Raw genomic sequence first — 25,944 nt, forward strand, 5'->3', positions numbered from 1 at the left:
GCGACTTGTAGAAAATTGTCACACTTTTCGTCTCTTTACATAATACTGATGTAAAGAGATTTTTTATTATCGGAGGAAATGAATATCATGCAAAATGAAGAAATGTTTGAACGAACAGTAAAGCCTGTACTTGATGTAAATGAAAAACCACAACCGGCACAATGGGCATTTTTAAGCTTACAACATTTGTTTGCAATGTTTGGTGCAACGGTGCTAGTACCATTCTTAACAGGACTACCAATATCTGCAGCATTATTAGCTTCGGGAATCGGTACATTACTTTATATCTTAATAACGAAAGCGCAAATACCGGCATATCTTGGATCGAGCTTTGCATTTATTACACCGATTATCACAGGCTTAAGTACTCATAGCTTAGGTGATATGCTAGTGGCATTATTTATGAGTGGTGTTATGTACGTAATTATCGGCGTTTTAATCAAATTAAGTGGAACAGCTTGGTTAATGAAACTATTACCACCAGTTGTAGTTGGTCCAGTTATTATGGTTATTGGTTTGAGTTTAGCGCCAACAGCTGTAAATATGGCAATGTACGAAAATCCAGGTGATATGAAAGGCTATAACATAAGCTTCTTAGTTGTTGCAATGGTTACATTACTAGTAACGATAGTAGTACAAGGATTTTTCAAAGGATTCTTATCATTAATACCAGTACTTGTAGGTATCATCGTCGGATATGTGGTAGCGATTTTTATGGGGATAGTTAAATTTGATGCTGTCATGTCAGCAAAATGGTTAGATTTCCCTCATATTTATCTGCCATTTAAAGACTATGTACCATCATTCCATTTAGGTCTTGTACTAGTTATGATTCCAATCGTTTTCGTAACGGTAAGTGAGCATATCGGTCATCAGATGGTTCTAAATAAAATAGTAGGTAGAAACTTTTTTGAAAAGCCAGGCCTTGATAAATCAATTATTGGTGACGGTGTATCTACTATGTTCGCAAGTATCATTGGTGGACCGCCGAGTACAACATACGGTGAAAACATCGGTGTTTTAGCAATTACAAGAATCTACAGTATTTATGTTATCGGTGGTGCCGCAGTAATAGCAATTATCTTGGCATTCATTGGTAAATTTACAGCACTAATATCTTCAATACCAACGCCAGTCATGGGTGGTGTGTCGATTCTACTTTTCGGAATTATTGCAGCAAGTGGTTTAAGAATGCTAGTTGAAAGTAAGGTAGACTTCGCTAATAACCGTAACTTAGTAATAGCTTCTGTAGTCTTAGTCGTAGGTATTGGAAACTTAGTATTCAACTTGAAAGAAATTGGTATCAATCTTCAAATCGAAGGAATGGCATTAGCAGCACTTACAGGAATTATTTTGAACTTAATCTTACCTAAAGAGAAAAAGCAAAACAATTAAGGTTTACAAACTAAGGAGGGCGCTTTATGAATCATTTATTATCAATGGAACATTTATCAACAGATCAAATCTACTCACTTATTCAAAAGGCTAGTCAATTTAAATCTGGTGAACGTCAATTACCAAACTTTGAAGGGAAATATGTTGCGAATTTGTTCTTTGAAAATTCAACTCGAACAAAATGTAGTTTTGAAATGGCAGAACTTAAATTAGGATTGAAAACAATTAGTTTTGAAACTTCTACGTCATCAGTTTCTAAAGGAGAATCCTTATATGATACATGTAAAACATTGGAAAGTATTGGTTGCGATTTACTAGTTATTAGACATCCATTTAATAACTACTATGAGAAATTAGAGAATATCAATATTCCAATTGCAAATGCTGGTGATGGAAGTGGACAACATCCAACACAAAGTTTACTTGACTTAATGACAATTTATGAAGAGTACGGTTATTTCGAAGGATTAAATGTATTGATATGTGGAGATATAAAAAATTCACGCGTCGCACGCAGTAACTATCATAGTTTAAAGGCATTAGGAGCAAACGTAATGTTTAATAGTCCTGATGCGTGGATTGATGATTCATTAAAAGCACCCTATGTCAATATTGACGATGTAATTGAAAAAGTAGACATCGTTATGCTACTAAGAATTCAACATGAAAGACATGGACTTGCTGAAGAGGCGAGATTCGCAGCAGACGATTATCATCAAAAGCATGGTTTAAACGAAGCACGATATAACAAATTACAAGCGCATGCAATTGTTATGCATCCAGCTCCAGTTAATAGAGGCGTAGAGATACAAACTGATTTAGTTGAAGCTTCAAAATCAAGAATTTTCAAACAAATGGAAAATGGCGTGTACTTAAGAATGGCAGTCATTGATGAATTATTAAATAAGTAAGGGGACGAAAATAATGAAATTAATTAAAAACGGTAAAGTATTACAAAATGGCGAATTAGTAAAAGCAGATATTTTAATTGATGGTAAAGTAATTAAACAAATTGCAACTGAGATAGAATCAAGCAATGATGTTGACATTATAGACGCGAAGGGCCACTTTGTATCACCTGGATTTGTTGATGTTCATGTTCATTTACGCGAACCTGGTGGTGAATATAAAGAAACAATTGAAACGGGGACAAAAGCGGCAGCAAGAGGTGGATTTACAACAGTTTGTCCAATGCCAAATACAAGACCAGTACCAGACTCTGTTGAAAATTTTGAAGCATTACAAAAACTAATTAAAGACAATGCTCAAGTACGTGTATTGCCATATGCATCGATTACAACACGCCAATTAGGTAAAGAACTCGTTGATTTCCCTGCACTTGTAAAAGAAGGTGCGTTTGCCTTCACAGATGATGGTGTTGGCGTTCAAACTGCGAGCATGATGTATGAAGGTATGATTGAAGCTGCAAAAGTGAATAAAGCAATTGTAGCGCACTGTGAAGATAATTCTTTAATCTATGGTGGTGCTATGCATGAAGGAAAACGTAGTAAAGAATTAGGTATACCAGGTATTCCAAACATTTGTGAATCCGTTCAAATTGCAAGAGACGTATTATTAGCTGAAGCTGCTGGATGTCATTACCATGTATGTCATGTATCTACAAAAGAAAGTGTCAGAGTCATTCGTGATGCTAAACGAGCTGGAATTCATGTTACAGCTGAAGTTACACCACACCATTTGTTGTTAACAGAAGATGATATACCTGGCAATAATGCGATTTATAAAATGAATCCACCATTAAGAAGTACTGAAGATAGAGATGCATTATTAGAAGGCTTACTTGATGGCACAATTGATTGTATCGCAACAGATCATGCGCCACATGCACGAGATGAAAAAGCACAACCAATGGAAAAAGCACCATTCGGTATTGTTGGTAGTGAGACAGCATTCCCATTGTTATATACGCATTTTGTAAAAAATGGTGATTGGACATTACAACAATTGGTTGATTATTTAACTATTAAGCCATGTGAAACTTTTAATCTAGATTATGGCACATTAAAAGAAAATGGTTATGCTGATTTAACAATTATTGATTTAGAAAACGAACAAGAAATTAAAGGTGAGGACTTCTTGTCAAAAGCAGACAATACACCTTTCATCGGATATAAAGTTTATGGGAATCCGATTTTAACAATGGTCGAAGGTGAAGTTAAATTTGAGGGGGAAAAATAATATGCAAAGCAAACGTTATCTAGTGTTAGAAGACGGTTCATACTACGAAGGCTACCGTTTAGGGTCTGATAACTTAACTGTAGGAGAAATTGTATTCAATACGGCAATGACAGGTTATCAAGAAACAATTTCAGATCCATCATATACAGGTCAAATCATTACATTTACGTATCCTTTAATTGGGAATTATGGAATTAATCGAGACGACTTTGAATCATTAGTACCGACATTAAACGGCATAGTAGTGAAAGAAGCAAGTGCACATCCAAGTAATTTTAGACAACAAAAGACACTTCATGACGTTTTAGAATTGCATCAAATTCCGGGTATTGCGGGTGTAGACACAAGAAGTATTACACGAAAGATTCGTCAACATGGTGTTTTAAAAGCTGGATTTACAGATCAAAAAGAAGAGATAGAAAGTCTGGTTCAACACTTACAACAAGTTGAATTACCTAAAGATGAAGTTGAGATTGTATCTACTAAAACACCATATGTTTCAACAGGTAAAGATTTAAGTGTTGTGCTTGTAGACTTTGGTAAAAAGCAAAATATCGTAAGAGAACTAAATATAAGAGGTTGTAATGTAACAGTAGTTCCTTATACAACAACAGCCGAAGAAATTTTAGCAATGGCTCCAGATGGTGTCATGTTATCTAATGGACCTGGTAACCCTGAAGTAGTAGAATGCGCCATTCCGATGATTCAAGGTATTTTAGGGAAAATTCCATTCTTTGGTATCTGCCTTGGACATCAACTATTTGCATTATCCCAAGGTGCAAGCTCATTTAAAATGAAGTTTGGTCACCGTGGCGCAAACCATCCAGTTAAAAATTTAGAAACTGGTAAAGTAGATATTACAAGTCAAAACCATGGTTATGCAATTGATAAAGATTCATTAAAAAATACAGAATTAGAAATCACACATATTGCATTAAATGATGGTACTGTAGAAGGTTTAAAACATAAAACATTACCAGCTTTTTCAGTACAATATCATCCTGAAGCAAATCCAGGACCATCTGATTCAAATTATCTATTTGATGAATTTGTTAAAATGATGACTAATTTTAAGGAAAAGGAGCGTCAAATCAATGCCTAAACGTAACGATATCGAAACAATTTTAGTAATAGGATCTGGACCAATAATTATAGGTCAAGCAGCTGAATTTGACTATGCAGGTACACAAGCTTGTCTAGCATTAAAAGAAGAAGGATACCGTGTCATATTAGTGAACTCAAATCCAGCTACTATTATGACAGACAAAGAAATTGCAGATAAAGTATACATTGAGCCATTAACGCATGACTTTATAGCGAGAATAATACGTAAAGAACAACCTGACGCTTTATTACCGACATTAGGTGGTCAAACTGGATTGAATATGGCAATTCAGTTACATGAAAGTGGCGTACTTCAAGATAATAATGTGCAATTATTAGGTACTGAATTAACATCAATTCAACAGGCAGAAGATCGTGAAATGTTTAGAACATTAATGAATGATTTAAACGTTTCAGTTCCAGAGAGTGACATTGTAAATACAGTAGAGCAAGCATTTAAATTTAAAGAACAAGTTGGATATCCATTAATCGTTAGACCAGCATTTACTATGGGAGGCACTGGTGGCGGTATTTGTCATAATGATGAAGAGCTACAAGAAATCGTATCAAACGGCCTTCATTATAGTCCGGCTACACAGTGTTTATTAGAAAAATCAATAGCAGGATTCAAAGAAATAGAATACGAAGTAATGCGTGATAAAAATGATAATGCCATCGTAGTGTGTAACATGGAGAATATTGATCCAGTAGGTATTCATACAGGTGATTCGATTGTAGTAGCACCTAGTCAAACTCTTTCAGATGTGGAATATCAAATGTTACGAGATGTTTCATTGAAAGTTATTAGAGCATTAGGAATAGAAGGCGGATGTAACGTTCAATTGGCATTGGATCCACACTCATTTGATTATTACATTATTGAAGTAAATCCACGTGTATCTCGTTCGTCAGCTTTAGCATCAAAAGCTACTGGATATCCAATTGCAAAATTAGCAGCTAAAATTGCGGTCGGACTTACATTAGATGAAATGTTAAATCCTATCACTGGTACATCATATGCGGCATTTGAGCCAACTTTGGATTATGTGATTTCAAAAATCCCAAGATTCCCATTTGATAAATTCGAAAAAGGGGAACGAGAGCTTGGTACACAAATGAAAGCAACTGGTGAAGTAATGGCAATTGGTCGAACTTATGAAGAATCATTGTTAAAAGCAATTCGTTCGCTGGAATATGGTGTACATCATTTAGGATTACCGAATGGTGAAAGTTTTGACTTAGATTATATTAAAGAACGTATTTCTCACCAAGATGATGAGCGACTATTTTTCATTGGTGAAGCAATAAGAAGAGGTACAACGTTAGAAGAAATTCATAATATGACTCAAATAGATTATTTCTTCTTACACAAGTTCCAAAATATTATCGATATCGAACATCAATTAAAAGAGCATCAAGGGGATTTGGAATATCTTAAATATGCAAAGGATTACGGATTTAGTGATAAAACTATCGCACATCGTTTCAATATGACAGAAGAAGAAGTATATCAATTACGTATGGACAATAATATAAAACCTGTTTATAAAATGGTTGATACATGCGCAGCTGAATTTGAATCTTCAACACCGTATTATTATGGAACATATGAAACTGAAAATGAATCAATTGTTACAGATAAAGAAAAAATCTTAGTATTAGGGTCTGGACCAATTAGAATTGGTCAAGGTGTTGAATTTGACTATGCGACAGTACATGCAGTATGGGCTATTCAAAAAGCCGGTTATGAAGCGATTATTGTTAATAACAATCCAGAAACTGTTTCAACAGACTTTTCAATTTCTGACAAACTATACTTCGAACCATTAACTGAAGAAGATGTTATGAACATCATTAATTTGGAACAGCCTAAAGGTGTTGTTGTTCAATTTGGTGGGCAAACAGCAATTAATTTAGCTGATAAATTAGCGAAGCATGGTGTGAAAATACTTGGTACGTCACTTGAAAACTTAAATCGTGCTGAAGATAGAAAAGAATTTGAGGCATTGTTAAGACAAATCAATGTTCCGCAACCTCAAGGTAAAACAGCTATTTCTCCAGAAGAAGCGTTAGCTAACGCAGCGGAAATTGGCTATCCAGTTGTAGTAAGACCTTCTTATGTATTAGGTGGTCGAGCAATGGAAATTGTAGACAATGATAATGAATTGGAAAACTATATGACTCAAGCTGTTAAGGCAAGTCCAGAGCATCCGGTATTGGTAGATAGATACTTAACTGGTAAAGAAATTGAGGTCGATGCAATTTGTGATGGTGAAACAGTCATTATTCCAGGTATCATGGAACATATTGAACGTGCAGGTGTGCATAGTGGTGACTCAATTGCTGTATATCCGCCACAAACATTAACTGAAGAAGAGTTAGCAACACTTGAAGATTATACGATTAAGTTAGCAAAAGGACTAGATATAATTGGATTGATTAACATCCAATTCGTTATTGCACATGATGGCGTGTATGTGTTAGAAGTGAATCCACGTTCAAGTAGAACAGTGCCATTTTTAAGTAAAATAACGGATATTCCAATGGCACAATTAGCAATGCGTGCAATAATGGGAGAAAAGTTAACTGCAATGGGTTATCAAGAAGGGGTACAACCTTATGCTGAAGGTGTATTTGTTAAAGCACCGGTATTTAGTTTTAATAAATTGAAAAATGTTGATATTACTTTAGGACCTGAAATGAAATCAACAGGTGAAGTTATGGGGAAAGATACGACATTAGAAAAGGCGTTATTCAAAGGGTTAACAGGTAGTGGTGTAGAAGTGAAAGATCACGGCACAGTCTTAATGACAGTAAGTGATAAAGATAAAGAAGAAGTTGTTAAACTAGCACATCGTTTAAATGAAGTTGGCTATAAAATTTTAGCTACATCTGGAACTGCTAAGAAATTATCAGAACATGACATTCCTGTTGAAGTTGTTGGTAAAATCGGTGGCGAAAACGATTTGCTAACACGTATACAAAATGGTGATGTTCAAATCGTCATAAACACAATGACTAAAGGTAAAGAAGTTGAAAGAGATGGATTCCAAATTAGACGTACAACAGTTGAAAATGGTATTCCATGTTTAACTTCACTTGATACAGCAAATGCTTTAACAAATGTAATTGAGAGTATGACATTTACAATGCGTCAAATGTAAAAATGTTATGACTGAAATGATGGGATTGTAATGAATCATGTAATTTAAATGTATAATTACAATCTCAATCTTTTAAATGAATTTCTTAATGTAAAGGGAGACATGTAAGATGAAAGATTTGCCAATTATTGCATTAGATTTTGAATCAAAAGATAAAGTAAATCAATTTTTAGATTTGTTTGATGAAGCATTATTTGTAAAAGTAGGTATGGAACTTTTTTATCAAGAAGGACCGCAGTTAATAAATGAAATTAAAGGTCGAGGTCATGATGTGTTTTTAGATTTAAAGTTACATGACATTCCTAATACAGTTGGAAAAGCTATGGAAGGATTAGCAAAATTAAATGTTGATTTAGTTAATGTACATGCAGCTGGTGGGACTAAGATGATGTCTGAGGCAATAAAGGGATTAAGAAAAAATAATCAACATACAAAAATTATTGCGGTAACACAGCTTACATCTACAACTGAAGACATGTTACATCAAGAACAAAATATACAATCAACTATTGAAGAAGCGGTTTTAAACTATGCAACATTAGCCAAAAATGCTGGTTTAGACGGTGTTGTTTGTTCACCACTCGAAAGTCGTATGTTAACTGATGAATTAGGTGAATCATTTTTGAAAGTCACTCCAGGTATTAGACCTAAAGGAGCATCACAAGATGATCAACATCGAATTACGACGCCAGAAGAAGCAAGACAATTAGGTTCGACACATATCGTTGTTGGTAGACCTATTACACAAAGTGACAATCCTGTTGAAAGTTATCATAAAATAAAAGAAAGTTGGTTAGCATAATGGCAAAAGAAATTGCAAAATCATTATTAGATATTGAAGCTGTAACTTTATCACCAAATGATTTATATACATGGAGTTCAGGTATTAAATCACCAATATATTGTGACAACCGAATTACACTAGGTTATCCATTAGTTCGTGGTGCAATTCGTGATGGATTAATTAATTTAATTAAGGAACATTTTCCTGATGTTGAAATAGTTTCAGGTACAGCTACTGCAGGAATTCCTCATGCAGCATTCATTGCTGAAAAGTTAAAACTGCCAATGAATTATGTACGATCTTCAAGTAAGAGTCATGGCAAACAGAATCAAATTGAAGGTGCTAAAAGTGAAGGTAAAAAAGTAGTTGTAATTGAAGATTTAATTTCAACAGGTGGTTCTTCAGTAACAGCAGTTGAAGCGTTAAAACAAGCGGGTGCAGAAGTGCTAGGTGTAGTAGCTATTTTTACTTATGGTTTGAAAAAAGCTGATGAAACGTTTAAAAATATCGAACTGCCATTCTATACATTAAGTGATTACAATGAACTTATTGAAGTTGCTAAAGATGAAGGTAAAATTTCTAAAGAAGATATTCAAACATTAGTTGAATGGAGAGACAACTTAGCATAAGATAGTCATTAGAAGGGGGAATTCAGCAAATGAATGACAACACATCTAATGATTTATATGGAAAAATAAAACATTGTAATGAGTTTATTAATGATTCTAATCATTCTAATCAAATTGATGACCATGAAACTGAAAACACTTCGAGCGAGCATATAAAAAATGCATCTGAAATAAATCAAAATGATGATTTATTTAAACATGTGAAAAATATATTACGTAAACAAGGTCAAATATAAAAATTAAAAGCTATAGTGTTAAATGTTAGGAAAGTATAATTGATTTCTAACATAAAAACACTATAGCTTTTGTTATATAGTTATTACTTAGCGGATTATCAATTTTATTAAAATCCAACCAATTAAAAATACAAGTAATAGGACTAGTACTGGAATCACATAATGTAACATAACGTCCCTCCTTTAACTTAATATTAATTGTAATCAAATTTGACAATAAGTCAAAACATTAATATCTATTTAATACAATGATTTTAAGTTGCATTCGATTGTTTTTTTAATCGTAGGTCTAAACGAAAAATTTGTAGTATTTTGTTAAGAAAATTGAGTGAGAAAACCGCTTCTTTTCTTATAAATTCAATTACAGTTTTAATGTTTTGAGTATGTTAATATAGTTATATATGCAAGTTGAATCTTAAGGAGGCAAACCATGAATATACCAAAAATTACGACGTTTTTAATGTTCAATAATCAAGCTGAAGAAGCCGTTAATTTATATACAAGTCTATTTGAGGACAGTGAAATTATTACGATGGCTAAATATGGTGAAGATGGCCCTGGAGATCCAGGAACGGTACAACATTCAATATTTACTTTGAATGGCCAAGTGTTTATGGCAATTGACGCGAATAGTGGTACAGAATTACCAATGAATCCTGCGATTTCATTATTCGTTACGGTTAAAGACACATTAGAAATGGAAAGACTATTTAATGGCCTAAAAGATGAGGGCGCTATATTAATGCCTAAAACTAATATGCCACCTTATCGTGAATTTGCTTGGGTTCAAGACAAATTTGGCGTTAGTTTTCAATTAGCATTACCGGAATAATAATATTATTGAAATATTGAATCAATTATATTTGAATTTTAATTTTAAAAGTATGCTCGTATTTAAAAGGAAATGATGCAAAATATAAGAACTATTTAAGGAAAAACCAATATAAATAGTTTTTTAGATTTAAATAATCAAAACGAAACACCTCATGATAGAAGATGTTGTCATCTTATTGTGAGGTGTTTCTTATAGTATTTATAAGTTTTATTGTTTCATTCGTTGAATATGTTCATAATCGGGTGTTGCATATAATGTTTTTTGATTATCATATGTTACAAAACCTGGCTTTGCACCAGATGGTTTGTGCACATTTTTTATTAATGTGTAGTCAACAGGTATTTGTCCAGAGTTACCAGCTTTTGAAAAATATCCTGCTAACATTGCAGCTTCTTTAATTGTATTTTCGCTTGGTTCTTCGTTAAATATAACGACATGTGAGCCTGGGATATCTTTTGTATGCAACCATGTGTAAGTTTTTTTAGCTTTTTTATTAGTTAAATAATCATTTTGTTTATTATTTTTACCGACAAAAATATCATCACCGTCTGTTGAAATATAATGTTGCAATTGAATCTGCTCTTTTTTCTTTTTATTTTGATTTTTACGCTGTTTCATAAAACCTTGTTCAGATAATTCATCTCTTATTTCATCGATATCTTGAACAGAAATATGTTGCAATTGCTGTTCAATCGTTAAAAAGTATTCAATATTATCTTTCGTTAATTGAATTTGATGTTCTAATTCATGTTCTCTCGTTTTCATGCGATTATATTGCTTATAGTAATACTGCGCGTTTGCAGAAGGTGATTTCGTTGGATTTAAAGGTATTAATACTTCATCATTTGTGTAATAATTTAGTGCTTTAAGTTCTTTATCACCTTGTTTAATTCGGTAAATGTTGGCTGTAATTAACTCACCATACAACTGCTCTGTATCTTTATTTTTAGCTTGTTCATATTCTTCAATCAACTTTGCCAATTTATTTTGGTATTTGTGTAATTGTTGCAGAACGAATCGCACTAAATCGTTTGCTCTTTGTTTTACTCGTTCACGTTCACCACGTGCATCATAAAATCGATCGAGTAAATCATTCAATGAATCATAAGTGACCATATCATCATGAAATTGTTTTAACTTCATAAAATAAAAATCTTCTTTTCCAGTTTCATGATTTTTATGAAAAACAGGTGTAGGTGGTAATTTAGTTTCAGCCATCACTTCGTCAAATGCTTCCGGTAATGAAGTTGATGTCATAAACTGACGTCGACTAACGATTTCATTTGTGATTAAGGGGCTAAAACCTTCGAATTGATTTAGTAATTGTTTTGCAATGTTACCCGAATTAAAATCTATATATTTTAAAACGTCCGCACCGGTTACTTCATATGGATTTATTTTATGTTGTGTTGGTGGTGCTTCATAATTAAATCCAGGCATTACAGTTCGATATTGATTCGTATTCGGTGTTAAGTGTTTAAATCCTTCTATGATTTTACGATTATCATCCACTAAAATTAAATTACTATGTTTACCCATAATCTCAAGAATAACGGTTCGATGGATTGTATCACCGATTTCATCCTTACTTTTAATATCAATTTCGACGCGGCGATCATTACCAATTTGTTTGATAGACTCAATGATGCCACCTTCTAAATGTTTTCTAAATACACGTGCAAACATAGGCGGATTAAATGGATTATCATATTTCTTTGTAGTCAATTGTAACCTTGAAAAGTTAGGATGAATTGACAACAATAATTGATGGTTTTGTCTATTTTGACGTACAACCATAAGAATAGTATCATTTTCTGGCTGGTTGATTTTGTGGATACGTCCTGTTGTTAAAAATTGTAAAGATTCTACCATCTTCTTTGTAAATAAGCCGTCATAAGCCATAATATATCTTCCACCTTCTTCATATCATTCGTTTCATTTTAACATGTCTATAACTTTTCAGCATAATTATTACGTTTATTATGAGATTTTCATTTTAAAAGACCAAAATGGTTGCAATTCAATTTATGTTTTGAAAAATTATCATGCAATATAACGATATTGTTAGACCTATGAGAAATTATGGCATGCAACTTCAAATATGCTATACAATATAAAGAACAATGTGATATCATATTTAAATAATAGAAGATTAGCTTAGAGAGGTCGTAAGGCATGGATAATGAAAAAGGATTGTTAATCGTTTTATCAGGGCCATCTGGAGTCGGTAAAGGTACTGTTAGAAAACGAATATTTGAAGATCCAACTACATCATATAAGTATTCTATTTCAATGACAACACGCCAAATGCGCGAAGGCGAAGTTGATGGCGTAGATTACTTTTTTAAAACAAGGGATGCGTTTGAAGCTTTAATTAAAGATGATCAATTTATAGAATATGCCGAGTATGTTGGCAACTATTATGGTACACCAGTTCAATATGTTAAAGATACTATGGACGAAGGACATGATGTATTTTTAGAAATTGAAGTAGAGGGTGCAAAGCAAGTTAGAAAGAAATTTCCTGATGCGTTATTTATATTCTTAGCACCTCCAAGTTTAGATCACTTGAGAGAGCGATTAGTAGGAAGAGGCACAGAATCTGACGAAAAAATTCAAAGTCGCATTAACGAAGCACGTAAAGAAGTTGAAATGATGAACTTATATGATTACGTAGTAGTTAATGATGAAGTTGAACTTGCAAAAAATAGAATTCAATGTATTGTAGAAGCTGAGCACTTAAAAAGAGAGCGCGTAGAAGCTAAGTATCGAAAAATGATTTTGGAGGCAAAAAAATAATGTTAAATCCACCATTAAACCAATTAACAGCACAAATTAAATCAAAATATTTAATTGCAACAACAGCAGCTAAAAGAGCTCGTGAAATTGATGAACATCCTGAAACGGAATTATTAAGTGAATATCACTCATACAAACCAGTTGGTAGAGCGTTAGAAGAAATTGCAGACGGTAAAATTCGTCCGATAATTTCAAGTGATTATTACGGTAAAGAGTAATACCAATTAAATTAATGATATTGAATTTGTCATATTAAATACGGCATCAGACATAATAATTAAACGCACCTGAGGAGGTGTGTTTTTTTAGTTTATTCAAAGATTGATGTTATAATTAAACTAAATTTGTGATTTTGAGATGGCAAAAGTCATATTTATATTATTAATGACAACTTGTACTAAAAAGCTAGTGATATTTAAGGGAGAATGAATATGAAAAAAATTTTGTTAGCCGTAACAGGTGGTATCGCTGCATATAAGGCGATTGATTTAACAAGTAAGTTAACGCAATCAGGATACGATGTGCGCGTTATGTTAACAGAGCATGCTCAAAAATTTGTTACACCATTAGCATTTCAAGCAATTAGTCGTAATGCAGTTTATACAGATACATTTATTGAGGAAAACCCTGAAGAAATACAGCATATTGCATTAGGAGATTGGGCAGATGCAATTGTTGTTGCACCAGCAACGGCAAATATAATTGCAAAGTTGAGTGTAGGAATAGCTGATGATGTAGTGACATCAACATTATTAGCAACAGAAACAGCTAAATTTATTGCGCCTGCGATGAATGTGCATATGTATGAAAATAAACGTACACAGCGTAATATTAATGTTTTAAAAGAAGATGGCTATCATTTCATTGAACCTGGTAGCGGATTTTTAGCTTGTGGATATGTTGCTAAAGGGCGCATGGAAGAACCACTTCAAATTGTTTCAGTATTAAATGATTATTTTCAAAACGACTCTCGTTTAGCTGATAGTTCATTTAACGGAAAACATGCCTTAGTTACTGCTGGACCGACAGTGGAAGTTATAGATCCTGTTAGATTTGTATCCAATCGCTCATCAGGAAAGATGGGATATGCAATTGCTGAAGCATTGCGAGATCGTGGCGCAATTGTTACGTTAGTTTCTGGACCAACAAATTTAGAAGATCCTGAAAATATCGAAGTGATTCATGTACAGAGTGCTGAAGAAATGTTTGAAGAAGTCACATCACGATTTAAATTGCAAGATATAGTTATAAAAGCAGCAGCCGTTTCTGACTATACGCCAGTTGATGTACTTGAACATAAAATGAAAAAACAAGATGGCGATTTGTCAGTTTCATTTAAGCGTACAAAAGACATTTTAAAATATTTAGGTGAACATAAAACGACACAATACTTAGTAGGTTTTGCAGCAGAGACAGAAGATATTGAAAATTATGCAGAACAAAAGTTGCGTAAGAAAAATGCAGACGTAATTATTTCAAATAACGTTGGTGATATGTCTATTGGATTTAATTCTGATGATAACGAATTAACAATGCATTTTAAAAATACAGAAAAAGTAAATATTAAGAAAGGGAAAAAAGTGGCATTAGCCGCTCAAATTTTAGATGAATTAGAAACTAGGTGGCAATAATGATAGCGAAAGTCATTGTCGATGTAGCGTCGAAGAGCGTTGACTATAAATTTGATTATTTAATTCCAGAACGATTAGTATCTGTGATACAGCCAGGTATCCGAGTTGTTGTTCCATTTGGACCTAGAACAATTCAAGGCTATGTAATGGAAGTTACTACACAACCTGACTCACAACTTGATATGTCAAAATTGAAAAGTATTATTGAAGTGAAAGATATTAAGCCAGAGCTAACACCAGAATTAATTGCATTAAGTGAATGGATGAGCGCGACGCATGTTATAAAACGAATTTCAATGTTAGAAGTTATGTTGCCGAGCGCGATTAAAGCTAAATATAAAAAGGCATTTATGCTTAAAGATGATACAGAGGTAACGGCAGACATTTTAAAACGATTTGATAAAAATGGTTTCTATTATTACAAAGATGCACAAAAAAATAATGATATAGCATCACTTATGTCGCTATTACAAGCTGGAATCATTGAAGAGAAAACGATTCTTTCTCAAAATGTTACTAAAAAAACGAAGCGGGCAGTTCGAATCATTGATGGATTTAATCCTGATGAAGTATTAGCTAAGCTGGAGAAAATTATTAAACAATACGATTTGTATGCGTTTTTGTCTGAAGAACAACATAAAACTATATTTTTATCAGACATTGAAGATATGGGCTTTTCAAAGTCTAGTTTAGATGGATTGGTTAAAAAAGGATATGTGGAAAAGTATGACGCTATCGTTGAAAGAGATCCATTTAAAGATCGTGTTTTTGAGCAAGAATCAAAGAGACAGCTTACGACAGACCAACAGCGAGCGTATGCTGCAATTAATGAAAAAATAATAAATCAAGAACAAGCAACATTCTTGCTTCATGGCGTTACTGGATCAGGTAAAACAGAAGTATATTTACAAACGATAGAAGATGTGTTGAATCAAGGTAAACAGGCAATGATGTTGGTTCCTGAAATTGCGCTAACACCGCAAATGGTTTTAAGATTTAAACGTCGATTTGGTGATGACGTTGCAGTATTACATTCTGGTTTATCTAATGGTGAACGTTATGATGAGTGGCAAAAAATTAGAGATGGTCGGGCGCAAGTAAGTGTTGGTGCAAGGTCTAGTGTATTTGCGCCGTTTAAAAATTTGGGTTTAATTATTATTGATGAAGAGCATGAGTCTACTTATAAGCAAGAAGATTATCCTAGATACCATGCGAGAGAAATTGCACAGTGGCGAAGTGAGTATCATCATTGTCCCGTTATACTAGGTAGTGCAACGCCATGTCTTGAAAGTTATGCAAGAGCCGAAAAAGGTGTTTATCAGTTATTATCATTACCAAATAGAGTTAACCAACAGGCATTGCCTGATATTGACATTGTGGATATGCGTACTGAATTGAGTGAAGGTAATCGTTCTATGTTTTCTAAAGATTTACGCGAAGCAATACAATTAAGATTAGATCGCCAGGAACAAGTTGTCTTATTTTTAAATAGACGTGGTTATGCATCATTTATGCTTTGTCGAGATTGTGGTTATGTGCCACAATGCCCTAATTGTGATATTTCCTTAACGTATCATAAGACGACTGATTTATTAAAATGTCACTATTGTGGTTACCAAGAGACGCCTCCTAATCAATGTCCGAACTGTGAAAGTGAGCACATTCGTCAAGTTGGTACTGGTACTCAAAAAGTTGAAGAACTGTTGCAACAAGAATTTGAAGGCGCTCGTATTATTAGAATGGATGTAGATACAACTTCTAAAAAAGGTGCTCATGAAAAATTACTAACAGAGTTTGAAAAAGGTAATGGTGACATTTTACTTGGTACTCAAATGATTGCTAAAGGGTTAGACTATCCGAATATTACTTTAGTTGGTGTATTAAATGCAGATACTATGTTAAATTTGCCTGATTTTAGAGCAAGTGAACGTACATATCAATTATTAACACAAGTAGCTGGTAGAGCTGGTCGTCATGAAAAGGCAGGTCAAGTAATCATTCAAACATATAATCCGGAGCATTATTCGATTTTAGATGTTCAAAAAAATGACTATTTAACTTTTTATCGCCAAGAAATGGAATATCGTAAATTAGGCAAATATCCACCATACTATTATTTAATTAATTTTACGATTTCACATAAGGAAATGAAAAAAGTTATGGAAGCATCGCAGCATGTTCATAAAATATTGCTACAACATTTAACTGAAAAAGCACTTGTACTAGGGCCATCACCAGCAGCACTTGCGAGAATTAACAATGAATTCCGCTTCCAAATTTTAGTGAAATATAAGAGTGAACCAGGTTTATTACAAGCCATTCAGTTTTTAGATGATTATTATCATGAAAAATTTATAAAAGAAAAATTAGCATTGAAGATAGATATTAATCCTCAGATGATGATGTAACTTTTGGTAGACAATACTGTCAGTACAGTGTGTTAAAAGATAATGAAAAATCTCATTTTTACATTAAGGCTAGATAAAGTGATGATTAGTGATAGTTAATATTCAGTCTTTAATTATTCTTTAATAGACAATTTTATTTTCAAATCGAACTTATGAAAAGATTTCGCTTATTCATAAGTTCGATTTTTTACTTTGTCTAACGAATTCTAGTTATTGTTTAACCACATAAGTATTAATGAATTGTAATGGTAATAATTGAACAAAATATTTTTAATTAGCAAATTTTAATAGCACAAATTTTATACATGCTAATTAATGGTTATAAACTGTTTTTCATATACTGATGTTTTAGATATTTAAATAATGATACAAAACATTTTTTCTAAATTATCAATTAAAGTATTTAAAAATATAGATAGTTAATGTAAAATAACAATATAAATAAGTTTTTTAAATTTATGTATGCTTAGTTGATTCAAACAAAAAACACAAGAGGAGAAAGTTTATGAAAAAGATACTGGGATGTTTACTTTTAGTTATGCTTTTAGTTGTAGCAGGTTGTTCATTTGGTGGATTTCATAAATCATCGTCAAAAAAATCAGAAGAATCAAAACAAGAAACTGTAAAAAAAGAAAAAGAATCGGAAGAAGAGAAAGATCCTGATTTAGAGAAATTTGAAGAAATAGAGAAAAAAATGAAAGGAATTAAAGACGCACCATCTCTTGATAAGTTGGATCCATTAATGACAGAAAAGTCGTTTACGAATAGTAAAGGGATTCAAGGATGGAAAGATTACAAAGAATTAATGGGTAAAGTGGAACTTGCAGATTATAGATTTACAAAAGATTCAAAAGGATCGTCTATAAAAGATGTTGATGCATTTTTTAAAGATAAAAAAGGTGTAAAAAGGAAAGTGATTGAAACGCATGATGATGTAAAACAAGTTGATTATTGGTATGTAGATCCGGATGGAAAGAAAATCGGTAATTCAAACACACCTGTTTTTTACGCAGAAATTATGACTAAATATAAAGATGGAAAGTTAGTTTATGCATCAGTCGAACCAGGATCTTATGTAATTCATAAAGATGATGCAATTAAATATGACGATTATTCTAAGTTGAAAAAATTAAGTCAACTAACTAAACTTGATCATCCAAAACCAGTTCCATATAGCGTAGCTCAAATCAAATCTTTCGGAGTACCTTTAACAAGCGTTTCATTTATGGCGCATGGATCAAAGAATCCTAAAGATGAAGTGATGCCGACATTGGCATATTTTACTTTTTCTCCAAAAAATTATGAAGACAAGTCTAATCCAGATCCAAAAGTTTTAAATTTAGTAGGTATGGATTTCTTAAATGCATCTAGTGATTTTGGTAACGCACATTTTGTTGTTCTAAGTAAATATATTAAAGAGTACGAATCAAACTATGAAACTTCGTCAGATGATTCTTTAAAATAGTCTTTACTTTGTTGAAAATAAATAGTGTAATATAATAAAAAATTTAAACAATAATCCCGATAAACAATCAGCATTACTGCTTATCATATAGAGTTCGTAAGATCTATAACTCAATGATTCGCAATTAATAAAAGATTGTTATCGGGATTTATTTTCGCTAATTTATAATGTGACATTACCATGTTCATCAGCAGGTTTGAAAACAGTAATCACTGCACTAATAATTGCTAGTATATGCGGGATGACTGTCCAAAAGAATATTAAGTGTAGGAAGCCTTGCATGTTTTTGCCGGCATAAAACTTATGAACACCAAAACTACCTAAGAACAGTGCTAACAAAATATAAATGACTTTATTTACTTGCATTTCTTTCCCTCCATTAGAGTTGCTTTTAATTACATATAATTCCACTTTTATTATACCCGCTTTTAGTTTGAACATTCTAGTTTGAAGATTCCTTAACAAATTGATTTTAGAAATTAGATTTCTCTCATAAAAATTAGGTCTAAACACGTCATATATATTTCGATATTTTCAGTGCGTCAAAGTCATATTTAATCGTATAACAATTTTAATATCGAAAATATTCGTACAATAATGTAAGGTCGCATTTTTAAAATATTTACGTTATAATGGTTTGATGAATTTTATTGAGGAGTAAGAGCTATGGCGATTAAAAAATTAGTACCAGCATCGCATCCTATTTTGACGAAAACAGCACAAGAAGTAACAAAATTTGATAACTCACTTAAATCTTTATTAAATGATTTAGAAGATACAATGTATGCTCGAGAGGCAGCCGGTCTATGCGCACCACAAATTGGTAAGTCTTTCCAAGTTGCAATCATTGATATGGAAATGGAAGGTTTACTACAGCTTATTAATCCAAAAGTCATAAGTCAATCAAATGAAACGATAACAGACTTAGAAGGTTCAATTACATTACCAGATGTTTATGGAGAAGTGACAAGAAGTAAAATGATAGTTGTCGAAAGTTATGACATCAATGGAAACAAAGTTGAACTAACTGCACATGAAGATGTGGCAAGAATGATCTTACATATCATCGATCAAATGAACGGTATTCCTTTTACAGAACGTGCGGATCGAATTTTAACAGATAAAGAAATGGAGGCATATTTTGCACATGACTAAAATTATTTTTATGGGAACACCAGATTTTTCAACAACAGTATTAGAAATGCTTATTTCAGAACATGATGTCATCGCAGTCGTAACTCAGCCAGATAGACCAGTTGGACGTAAACGTGTAATGACACCACCACCAGTTAAAAAAGTTGCAATGAAATATGATTTGCCTGTATATCAGCCGGAAAAACTTAGTGGATCAAAAGAATTAGAACAATTACTTCAGCTAGATGTTGATTTGATTGTTACTGCTGCATTCGGACAACTATTGCCTGAATCATTGCTGTCATTACCAAAGCTTGGCGCAATTAACGTACACGCTTCATTGTTACCGAAGTATAGAGGTGGTGCACCTATTCACCAAGCAATTATTGATGGTGAAAAAGAAACAGGTATAACAATTATGTATATGGTTAAAAAGTTGGATGCGGGTAATATTATTTCGCAACAAGCAATTAAAATAGAAGATAATGATAATGTTGGCACAATGCATGATAAATTAAGTGTATTAGGTGCAGACTTGTTGAAAGAAACATTGCCTTCTATCATTAAAGGAACAAATGATAGTATACCTCAAGAGGATGATCAAGCAACGTTTGCTTCAAATATTAAACGTGAAGACGAGCGAATTAATTGGAAACAACCAGGTAGACAAGTGTTTAATCAAATACGTGGATTATCTCCATGGCCAGTTGCATATACAACAATGGACGATATTAATTTGAAAATATATGATGCGGAGCTTATCCCCAACAATCAGAATAGTGAAGCTGGAACAATTATAGAAACGACAAAAAAAGCCATTATTGTTGCTACAGATGATAATGAAGCGATTGCGATTAAAGATATGCAATTGGCTGGGAAAAAGAGAATGTTAGCTGCCAACTATTTAAGTGGTGCGCAAAACACACTAGTAGGGAAGAAACTTATATGATAGAAAACGTGAGAAGTCTTGCATTTGATACGATACAAGATATTTTAAATGAAGGTGCATACAGTAATCTTCGAATCAATGAAGTGTTATCGGAAAATGACTTAAATGCTATGGATAAAGGTTTATTTACTGAAATTGTTTATGGAACTGTTAAACGAAAATATACATTAGACTTTTATTTGAAACCATTTGTAAAAACAAAAATAAAAGCATGGGTGCGTCAATTATTATGGATGAGCATTTATCAATATGTGTATTTGGATAAGGTGCCAAATCATGCCATTATTAATGAAGCAGTTGAAATTGCAAAAGAACGTGGTGGATTTCATAATGGTAATGTCGTAAATGGTATTTTACGCACAATCATGCGTAGTGAATTACCTGATTACAATGAAATAACAGATCCAAAGAAACGCATGGCGATAGAGTATAGTATGCCGAAATGGATTGTAGATCACTGGGTTACACATTATGGCTTGGAAGAAACAGAGTCAATCTTGCAATCATTTTTAAAATCTCCATCTACTACTGTACGTGCCAATTTAACACGTGCATCACTAGAAGATATTATTGCTAAATTGCAAAATGAAGGTTTTGAAGTTAAAAAAGATGTCGACTTACCGTATTGTTTGCATATTTCTGGTCAACCGGTAATACATTCCCGTTCATTTAAAGATGGATTCGTATCAATTCAAGATAAGAGTTCGATGTTTGTCGCACATGTTATGAATGTTGATAGACATGATGATGTGTTAGATGCATGTAGTGCTCCAGGTGGTAAAGCATGTCATATTGCTGAAGTTTTAATGCCGGAAGGACACGTTGATGCTTCAGATATTCATGAACATAAAATTGATTTAATTAATTTTAATATTAAAAAGCTACGTTTGACGAATATTAGTGCTTTTCAACACGATGCAACAAAACCGTATGAACAAATGTACGATAAAATATTAGTTGATGCACCTTGTAGTGGTCTTGGTGTAATGCGCCATAAACCTGAAATTAAATATTCACAGAGTAAAGAGCAGATTGCGTCGTTAGTTGATTTACAGCTTGAAATATTAGAAAATGTAAAAAACAATGTAAAAATAGGTGGCGAAATCATCTATTCAACATGTACAATAGAGCAATTAGAAAATGAAAATGTAATTTATACGTTTTTGAAAAACAACAAAAACTTTGAATTTGAACCATTCCAACATCCGTTAACTGGTGAAATGGTCAAAACATTACAAATTATGCCACAAGATTTTAATTCAGATGGATTCTTTATCACTAAGATAAAAAGAAAGGACAATTAGGAATGATAACTGCTGAAAAGAAAAAGAAGAATAAATTTCTTCCGAATTTCGACAAGCAATCAATATATTCTTTGCGTTTTGATGAAATGCAAAATTGGCTCGTCGACCATGGTCAACAAAAGTTTAGAGCAAAACAAATTTTTGAATGGTTATATCAAAAAAGAGTTAATTCTATTGATGAAATGACAAATTTGTCGAAAGAATTAAGACAACTTTTAAAAGATAATTTTACCGTTACAACATTAACAACAGTTGTAAAGCAAGAAAGTAAAGATGGTACGATTAAATTTTTATTTGAATTACAAGATGGCTATACGATTGAAACAGTTTTAATGAGACATGATTACGGAAACTCAGTTTGTGTGACGACACAAGTTGGTTGTAGAATAGGTTGTACGTTTTGTGCTTCTACATTAGGTGGTTTAAAAAGAAACCTTGAAGCAGGCGAAATTGTATCCCAAGTATTAACTGTTCAAAAAGCACTTGATGCTACTGAAGAAAGAGTATCTCAAATAGTAATTATGGGTATCGGTGAACCATTTGAAAATTATGATGAAATGATGGACTTTTTAAGAATTGTCAATGATGATAACAGTTTAAATATTGGTGCGCGTCATATAACAGTATCAACGTCAGGTATCATTCCAAGAATATATGACTTTGCAGATGAAGATATTCAAATCAATTTTGCGGTAAGTTTACATGCTGCAAAAGACGAAGTGCGATCTCGCTTGATGCCAATTAACCGTGCTTATAATGTTGAAAAGTTAATCGAAGCGATTAAGTATTATCAAGAAAAAACGAATCGTCGTGTCACATTTGAATATGGACTATTTGGTGGCGTAAACGATCAACTTGAACATGCAAGAGATTTAGCGCACTTAATTAAAGGCTTGAATTGCCATGTTAACTTAATTCCTGTCAATCATGTACCAGAAAGAAACTATGTTAAAACAGCTAAAAATGATATCTTTAAATTTGAAAAAGAATTAAAGAGACTAGGAATTAATGCCACAATACGTCGTGAACAAGGATCAGATATTGACGCTGCATGTGGTCAATTAAGAGCAAAGGAACGACAAGTAGAAACGAGGTAAAGACAAATGCTAGAGGCACAATTTTTTACTGATACTGGACAACATAGAGACAAGAATGAGGATGCGGGTGGTATATTCTATAATCAAACGAATCAACAACTTTTAGTACTGTGTGATGGTATGGGCGGCCATAAAGCAGGTGAAGTTGCAAGTAAGTTTGTAACTGATGAGTTGAAAACCCGTTTTGAAGCGGAAAATCTAATAGAACAACATCAAGCTGAAAATTGGTTGCGTACAAATTTAAAGGATATAAATTTTCAGTTATATCATTATGCACAAGAAAATGCAGAATATAAAGGTATGGGTACGACATGTGTTTGTGCACTTGTCTTTGAAAAATCAGTTGTGATAGCAAATGTTGGTGATTCCAGAGCATATGTTATAAATAGCAGACAAATCGAACAAATTACAAGTGATCATTCTTTTGTTAATCATCTTGTATTAACAGGACAAATAACTGAAGAGGAAGCATTTACGCATCCACAGCGTAATATAATCACTAAGGTAATGGGTACTGACAAACGCGTCAGTCCAGATCTATTTATTAAACGATTGAATTTTTATGATTATTTATTATTAAATTCAGATGGATTAACCGATTACGTTAAAGACAATGAAATTAAGCGTTTGTTAGTAAAAGAAGGTACAATAGAAGATCATGGTAATCAGTTAATGCAACTCGCATTAGATAACCATTCGAAAGATAATGTTACTTTCATACTCGCGGCTATTGAAGGTGATAAAGTATGATAGGTAAAATAATAAATGAACGATATAAGATAATTGATAAACTTGGCGGCGGTGGTATGAGTACTGTGTATCTTGCAGAAGATACTATATTGAATATTAAAGTTGCCATTAAGGCGATTTTTATACCACCAAGGGAAAAAGAAGAAACTTTAAAACGTTTTGAAAGAGAAGTACATAATTCGTCACAACTTTCACATCAAAATATCGTAAGTATGATCGATGTTGATGAAGAAGATGACTGTTATTACTTAGTTATGGAGTATATTGAAGGACCGACACTTTCAGAATACATTGAAAGTCATGGTCCATTAAGTGTCGAAACAGCAATTGATTTCACGAATCAAATTTTAGATGGAATCAAACATGCGCATGATATGCGTATTGTACATAGAGATATCAAACCACAAAATATACTCATTGATAGTAATAAAACGTTGAAAATATTTGATTTCGGTATTGCTAAAGCATTAAGTGAAACATCATTAACGCAAACAAATCATGTATTGGGAACAGTCCAGTATTTTTCGCCAGAACAAGCTAAAGGTGAAGCGACAGATGAATGTACCGATATCTACTCAATAGGAATTGTTTTATATGAAATGCTTGTTGGTGAACCACCGTTCAATGGTGAAACTGCTGTGAGTATTGCGATTAAACATATTCAAGATTCTGTACCAAATGTGACGACTGATGTTCGTAAAGATATTCCGCAAGCTTTAAGTAATGTTATTTTACGTGCAACTGAAAAAGATAAATCCAATCGTTACAAGACAATTCAAGAAATGAAAGATGATTTAAGTAGCGTTTTACATGAAAATCGAGCAAATGAAGATGTTTATGAACTTGATAAAATGAAAACGATAGCCGTTACTTTGAAAAAAGAAGATATTGCAAAACACATTAGTGAGCATAAATCTAGTCAACCAAAGCGCGAAACAACTCAAGTGCCGATAGTTAATGGACCTGCACATCATCAGCAGTTCCAGAAAACAGAAGGTGCTGGGTATGAGCCTAAAGCAAAGCGGAAATCAACTAGAAAGATTGTGTTACTATCACTTATTTTTTCATTATTAATGATTGCACTTGTATCTTTTGTAGCTATGGCAATGTTTGGTAATAAATATGAGGAAACGCCAGATGTTATTGGAAAGTCAGTAAAAGAAGCAGAGCAAATATTTAATAAAAACAATCTTAAACTGGGTAAGATTTCTCGTAGTTATAGTGATAAATATCCTGAAAATGAGATTATCAAAACGACACCAAATACTGGTGAAAGAGTTGAACGTGGCGATAGCGTAGACGTTGTCATTTCTAAAGGTCCAGAAAAAGTTAAAATGCCGAATGTCATTGGTTTACCGAAAGAAGAGGCATTACAGAAATTAAAATCGTTGGGCATTAAGGATGTTTCGGTTGAAAAAGTATACAATAATCAGGCACCAAAAGGTTATATTGCTAATCAAAGTGTAACTGCAAATACTGAAATTGCAATTCATGATGCAAATATTAAATTGTATGAATCATTAGGTATTAAGCAGGTTTACGTCGAAGATTTTGAACATAAGTCCTTTAGTAAAGCTAAAAAAGCTTTAGAAGAAAAAGGATTTAAGGTTGAGAGTAAAGAAGAATATAGTGATGATATTGATGAAGGTGATGTGATTTCACAATCACCTAAAGGAAAATCAGTTGATGAAGGATCAACAATCTCCTTTGTGGTTTCTAAAGGTAAGAAAGATGATTCGGAAGATGTGAAATCTACTACAGCATCTGTTGATGTTCCTTACACTGGTAAAAATGATAAGCCACAAAAAGTAAAGGTCTATATCAAAGATAAAGATAATGATGGCTCAACAGAAAAAGGCAGCTTTAATATAACAAGTGATCAACGAATTGATATTCCATTGCGAATTGAAAAAGGGAAATCAGCAAGTTATATAGTTAAAGTGGATGGTAAAACAGTAGCTGAGAAAGAAGTTAGTTACGACGATATATAAATAGAGCATACCGGAATTTCTTTAAGAGGAATTCCGGTATACTTATGTTTGAATAATTTATATTATAGAA

General features: G+C 32.9%; 22 protein-coding genes. 20 read left to right on the forward strand and 2 right to left on the reverse strand.

The window, feature by feature from the left end; genetic code table 11:
- Window positions 1-87 precede the first annotated feature (87 nt).
- From SAMSHR1132_RS05450 to SAMSHR1132_RS05490, 9 genes are all read left to right on the forward strand, one after another.
- Window positions 88-1,395 carry a uracil-xanthine permease family protein gene (locus tag SAMSHR1132_RS05450; protein ID WP_001178700.1) on the forward strand — a complete coding sequence of 436 codons (1,308 nt, stop codon included), beginning with the start codon at window positions 88-90 and terminating at the stop codon, window positions 1,393-1,395.
- A gap of 26 nt (window positions 1,396-1,421) precedes the next feature.
- Window positions 1,422-2,306 carry an aspartate carbamoyltransferase catalytic subunit gene (locus tag SAMSHR1132_RS05455; RefSeq protein WP_001016174.1) on the forward strand — a complete coding sequence of 295 codons (885 nt, stop codon included), beginning with the start codon at window positions 1,422-1,424 and terminating at the stop codon, window positions 2,304-2,306.
- Window positions 2,307-2,319: 13 nt separating this feature from the next.
- Window positions 2,320-3,594: a dihydroorotase gene (locus tag SAMSHR1132_RS05460; RefSeq protein WP_000767036.1), complete on the forward strand. Its 1,275-nt coding sequence runs from the start codon at window positions 2,320-2,322 to the stop codon at window positions 3,592-3,594.
- A gap of 1 nt (window position 3,595) precedes the next feature.
- Entirely contained in the window at window positions 3,596-4,696 is a 1,101-nt protein-coding gene (locus SAMSHR1132_RS05465) for a carbamoyl phosphate synthase small subunit (RefSeq protein WP_001190919.1), read from the forward strand.
- On the forward strand, window positions 4,689-7,862 hold the full coding sequence (gene carB / locus SAMSHR1132_RS05470; RefSeq protein ID WP_001126246.1) for a carbamoyl-phosphate synthase large subunit: 3,174 nt from the start codon (window positions 4,689-4,691) through the stop codon (window positions 7,860-7,862). Before SAMSHR1132_RS05465 ends, carB begins: the two co-directional genes overlap by 8 nt.
- 109 nt (window positions 7,863-7,971) lie before the next feature.
- Complete coding sequence (pyrF, locus tag SAMSHR1132_RS05475; protein ID WP_000654057.1) at window positions 7,972-8,664, forward strand: orotidine-5'-phosphate decarboxylase; 693 nt, start codon at window positions 7,972-7,974, stop codon at window positions 8,662-8,664.
- Window positions 8,664-9,275: an orotate phosphoribosyltransferase gene (pyrE, locus tag SAMSHR1132_RS05480; protein WP_001040243.1), complete on the forward strand. Its 612-nt coding sequence runs from the start codon at window positions 8,664-8,666 to the stop codon at window positions 9,273-9,275. Before pyrF ends, pyrE begins: the two co-directional genes overlap by 1 nt.
- A 29-nt stretch (window positions 9,276-9,304) precedes the next feature.
- Window positions 9,305-9,511, forward strand: a complete 207-nt coding sequence (locus SAMSHR1132_RS05485; RefSeq protein WP_000999452.1) for a hypothetical protein — start codon at window positions 9,305-9,307, stop codon at window positions 9,509-9,511.
- Between the two features lie 430 nt (window positions 9,512-9,941).
- Window positions 9,942-10,343, forward strand: a complete 402-nt coding sequence (locus SAMSHR1132_RS05490) for a VOC family protein (protein WP_001025051.1) — start codon at window positions 9,942-9,944, stop codon at window positions 10,341-10,343.
- A 210-nt stretch (window positions 10,344-10,553) separates the two neighbouring features.
- Here SAMSHR1132_RS05490 and SAMSHR1132_RS05495 read toward each other — a convergent pair whose 3' ends face one another.
- Window positions 10,554-12,248 (reverse strand): Rqc2 family fibronectin-binding protein, encoded by a 1,695-nt coding sequence (locus SAMSHR1132_RS05495; protein WP_000312758.1) that lies wholly within the window; start codon window positions 12,246-12,248, stop codon window positions 10,554-10,556.
- A 273-nt stretch (window positions 12,249-12,521) separates the two neighbouring features.
- Between SAMSHR1132_RS05495 and gmk the strand changes: the two genes are divergently transcribed.
- From gmk to SAMSHR1132_RS05520, 5 genes are all read left to right on the forward strand, one after another.
- On the forward strand, window positions 12,522-13,145 hold the full coding sequence (gene gmk / locus SAMSHR1132_RS05500; protein ID WP_000368229.1) for a guanylate kinase: 624 nt from the start codon (window positions 12,522-12,524) through the stop codon (window positions 13,143-13,145).
- Window positions 13,145-13,363, forward strand: a complete 219-nt coding sequence (gene rpoZ / locus SAMSHR1132_RS05505) for a DNA-directed RNA polymerase subunit omega (RefSeq protein ID WP_000933955.1) — start codon at window positions 13,145-13,147, stop codon at window positions 13,361-13,363. The genes gmk and rpoZ overlap by 1 nt, the downstream gene beginning before the upstream one ends.
- Before the next feature lie 213 nt (window positions 13,364-13,576).
- Entirely contained in the window at window positions 13,577-14,776 is a 1,200-nt protein-coding gene (gene coaBC, locus SAMSHR1132_RS05510; protein ID WP_000722159.1) for a bifunctional phosphopantothenoylcysteine decarboxylase/phosphopantothenate--cysteine ligase CoaBC, read from the forward strand.
- Entirely contained in the window at window positions 14,776-17,184 is a 2,409-nt protein-coding gene (gene priA, locus SAMSHR1132_RS05515) for a primosomal protein N' (RefSeq protein WP_000560868.1), read from the forward strand. The genes coaBC and priA overlap by 1 nt, the downstream gene beginning before the upstream one ends.
- Window positions 17,185-17,689: 505 nt before the next feature.
- The gene (locus SAMSHR1132_RS05520) at window positions 17,690-18,649 is read left to right on the forward strand and encodes a hypothetical protein (protein ID WP_000721842.1); all 960 of its coding nucleotides are present in this window, start codon (window positions 17,690-17,692) and stop codon (window positions 18,647-18,649) included.
- A gap of 162 nt (window positions 18,650-18,811) precedes the next feature.
- Here SAMSHR1132_RS05520 and SAMSHR1132_RS05525 read toward each other — a convergent pair whose 3' ends face one another.
- Window positions 18,812-19,015, reverse strand: a complete 204-nt coding sequence (locus SAMSHR1132_RS05525; protein ID WP_001198027.1) for a TM2 domain-containing protein — start codon at window positions 19,013-19,015, stop codon at window positions 18,812-18,814.
- Window positions 19,016-19,315: 300 nt separating this feature from the next.
- Here SAMSHR1132_RS05525 and SAMSHR1132_RS05530 point away from each other — a divergent pair, with 300 nt between their 5' ends.
- The 6 genes from SAMSHR1132_RS05530 to pknB are packed head-to-tail and all read left to right on the forward strand — an operon-like array spanning window position 19,316 to window position 25,874.
- A complete protein-coding gene (locus tag SAMSHR1132_RS05530) occupies window positions 19,316-19,804 on the forward strand; it encodes a peptide deformylase (protein WP_000985296.1) in 489 nt (162 codons plus the stop codon).
- Window positions 19,797-20,732: a methionyl-tRNA formyltransferase gene (gene fmt, locus SAMSHR1132_RS05535; RefSeq protein WP_000161302.1), complete on the forward strand. Its 936-nt coding sequence runs from the start codon at window positions 19,797-19,799 to the stop codon at window positions 20,730-20,732. Before SAMSHR1132_RS05530 ends, fmt begins: the two co-directional genes overlap by 8 nt.
- Window positions 20,729-22,036: a 16S rRNA (cytosine(967)-C(5))-methyltransferase RsmB gene (rsmB, locus tag SAMSHR1132_RS05540; RefSeq protein ID WP_000572222.1), complete on the forward strand. Its 1,308-nt coding sequence runs from the start codon at window positions 20,729-20,731 to the stop codon at window positions 22,034-22,036. Before fmt ends, rsmB begins: the two co-directional genes overlap by 4 nt.
- 2 nt (window positions 22,037-22,038) lie before the next feature.
- Window positions 22,039-23,133, forward strand: a complete 1,095-nt coding sequence (gene rlmN, locus SAMSHR1132_RS05545) for a 23S rRNA (adenine(2503)-C(2))-methyltransferase RlmN (RefSeq protein ID WP_000626892.1) — start codon at window positions 22,039-22,041, stop codon at window positions 23,131-23,133.
- Window positions 23,134-23,139: 6 nt separating this feature from the next.
- Entirely contained in the window at window positions 23,140-23,883 is a 744-nt protein-coding gene (locus tag SAMSHR1132_RS05550; RefSeq protein ID WP_000888496.1) for a protein-serine/threonine phosphatase Stp1, read from the forward strand.
- Window positions 23,880-25,874, forward strand: coding sequence for a serine/threonine protein kinase Stk1 (pknB, locus tag SAMSHR1132_RS05555; protein WP_000579544.1), 1,995 nt, complete (start codon window positions 23,880-23,882; stop codon window positions 25,872-25,874). Before SAMSHR1132_RS05550 ends, pknB begins: the two co-directional genes overlap by 4 nt.
- Window positions 25,875-25,944: the final 70 nt, after the last annotated feature.

The organism is Staphylococcus argenteus (genome assembly GCF_000236925.1).
GTDB classification, from domain to species: domain Bacteria; phylum Bacillota; class Bacilli; order Staphylococcales; family Staphylococcaceae; genus Staphylococcus; species Staphylococcus argenteus.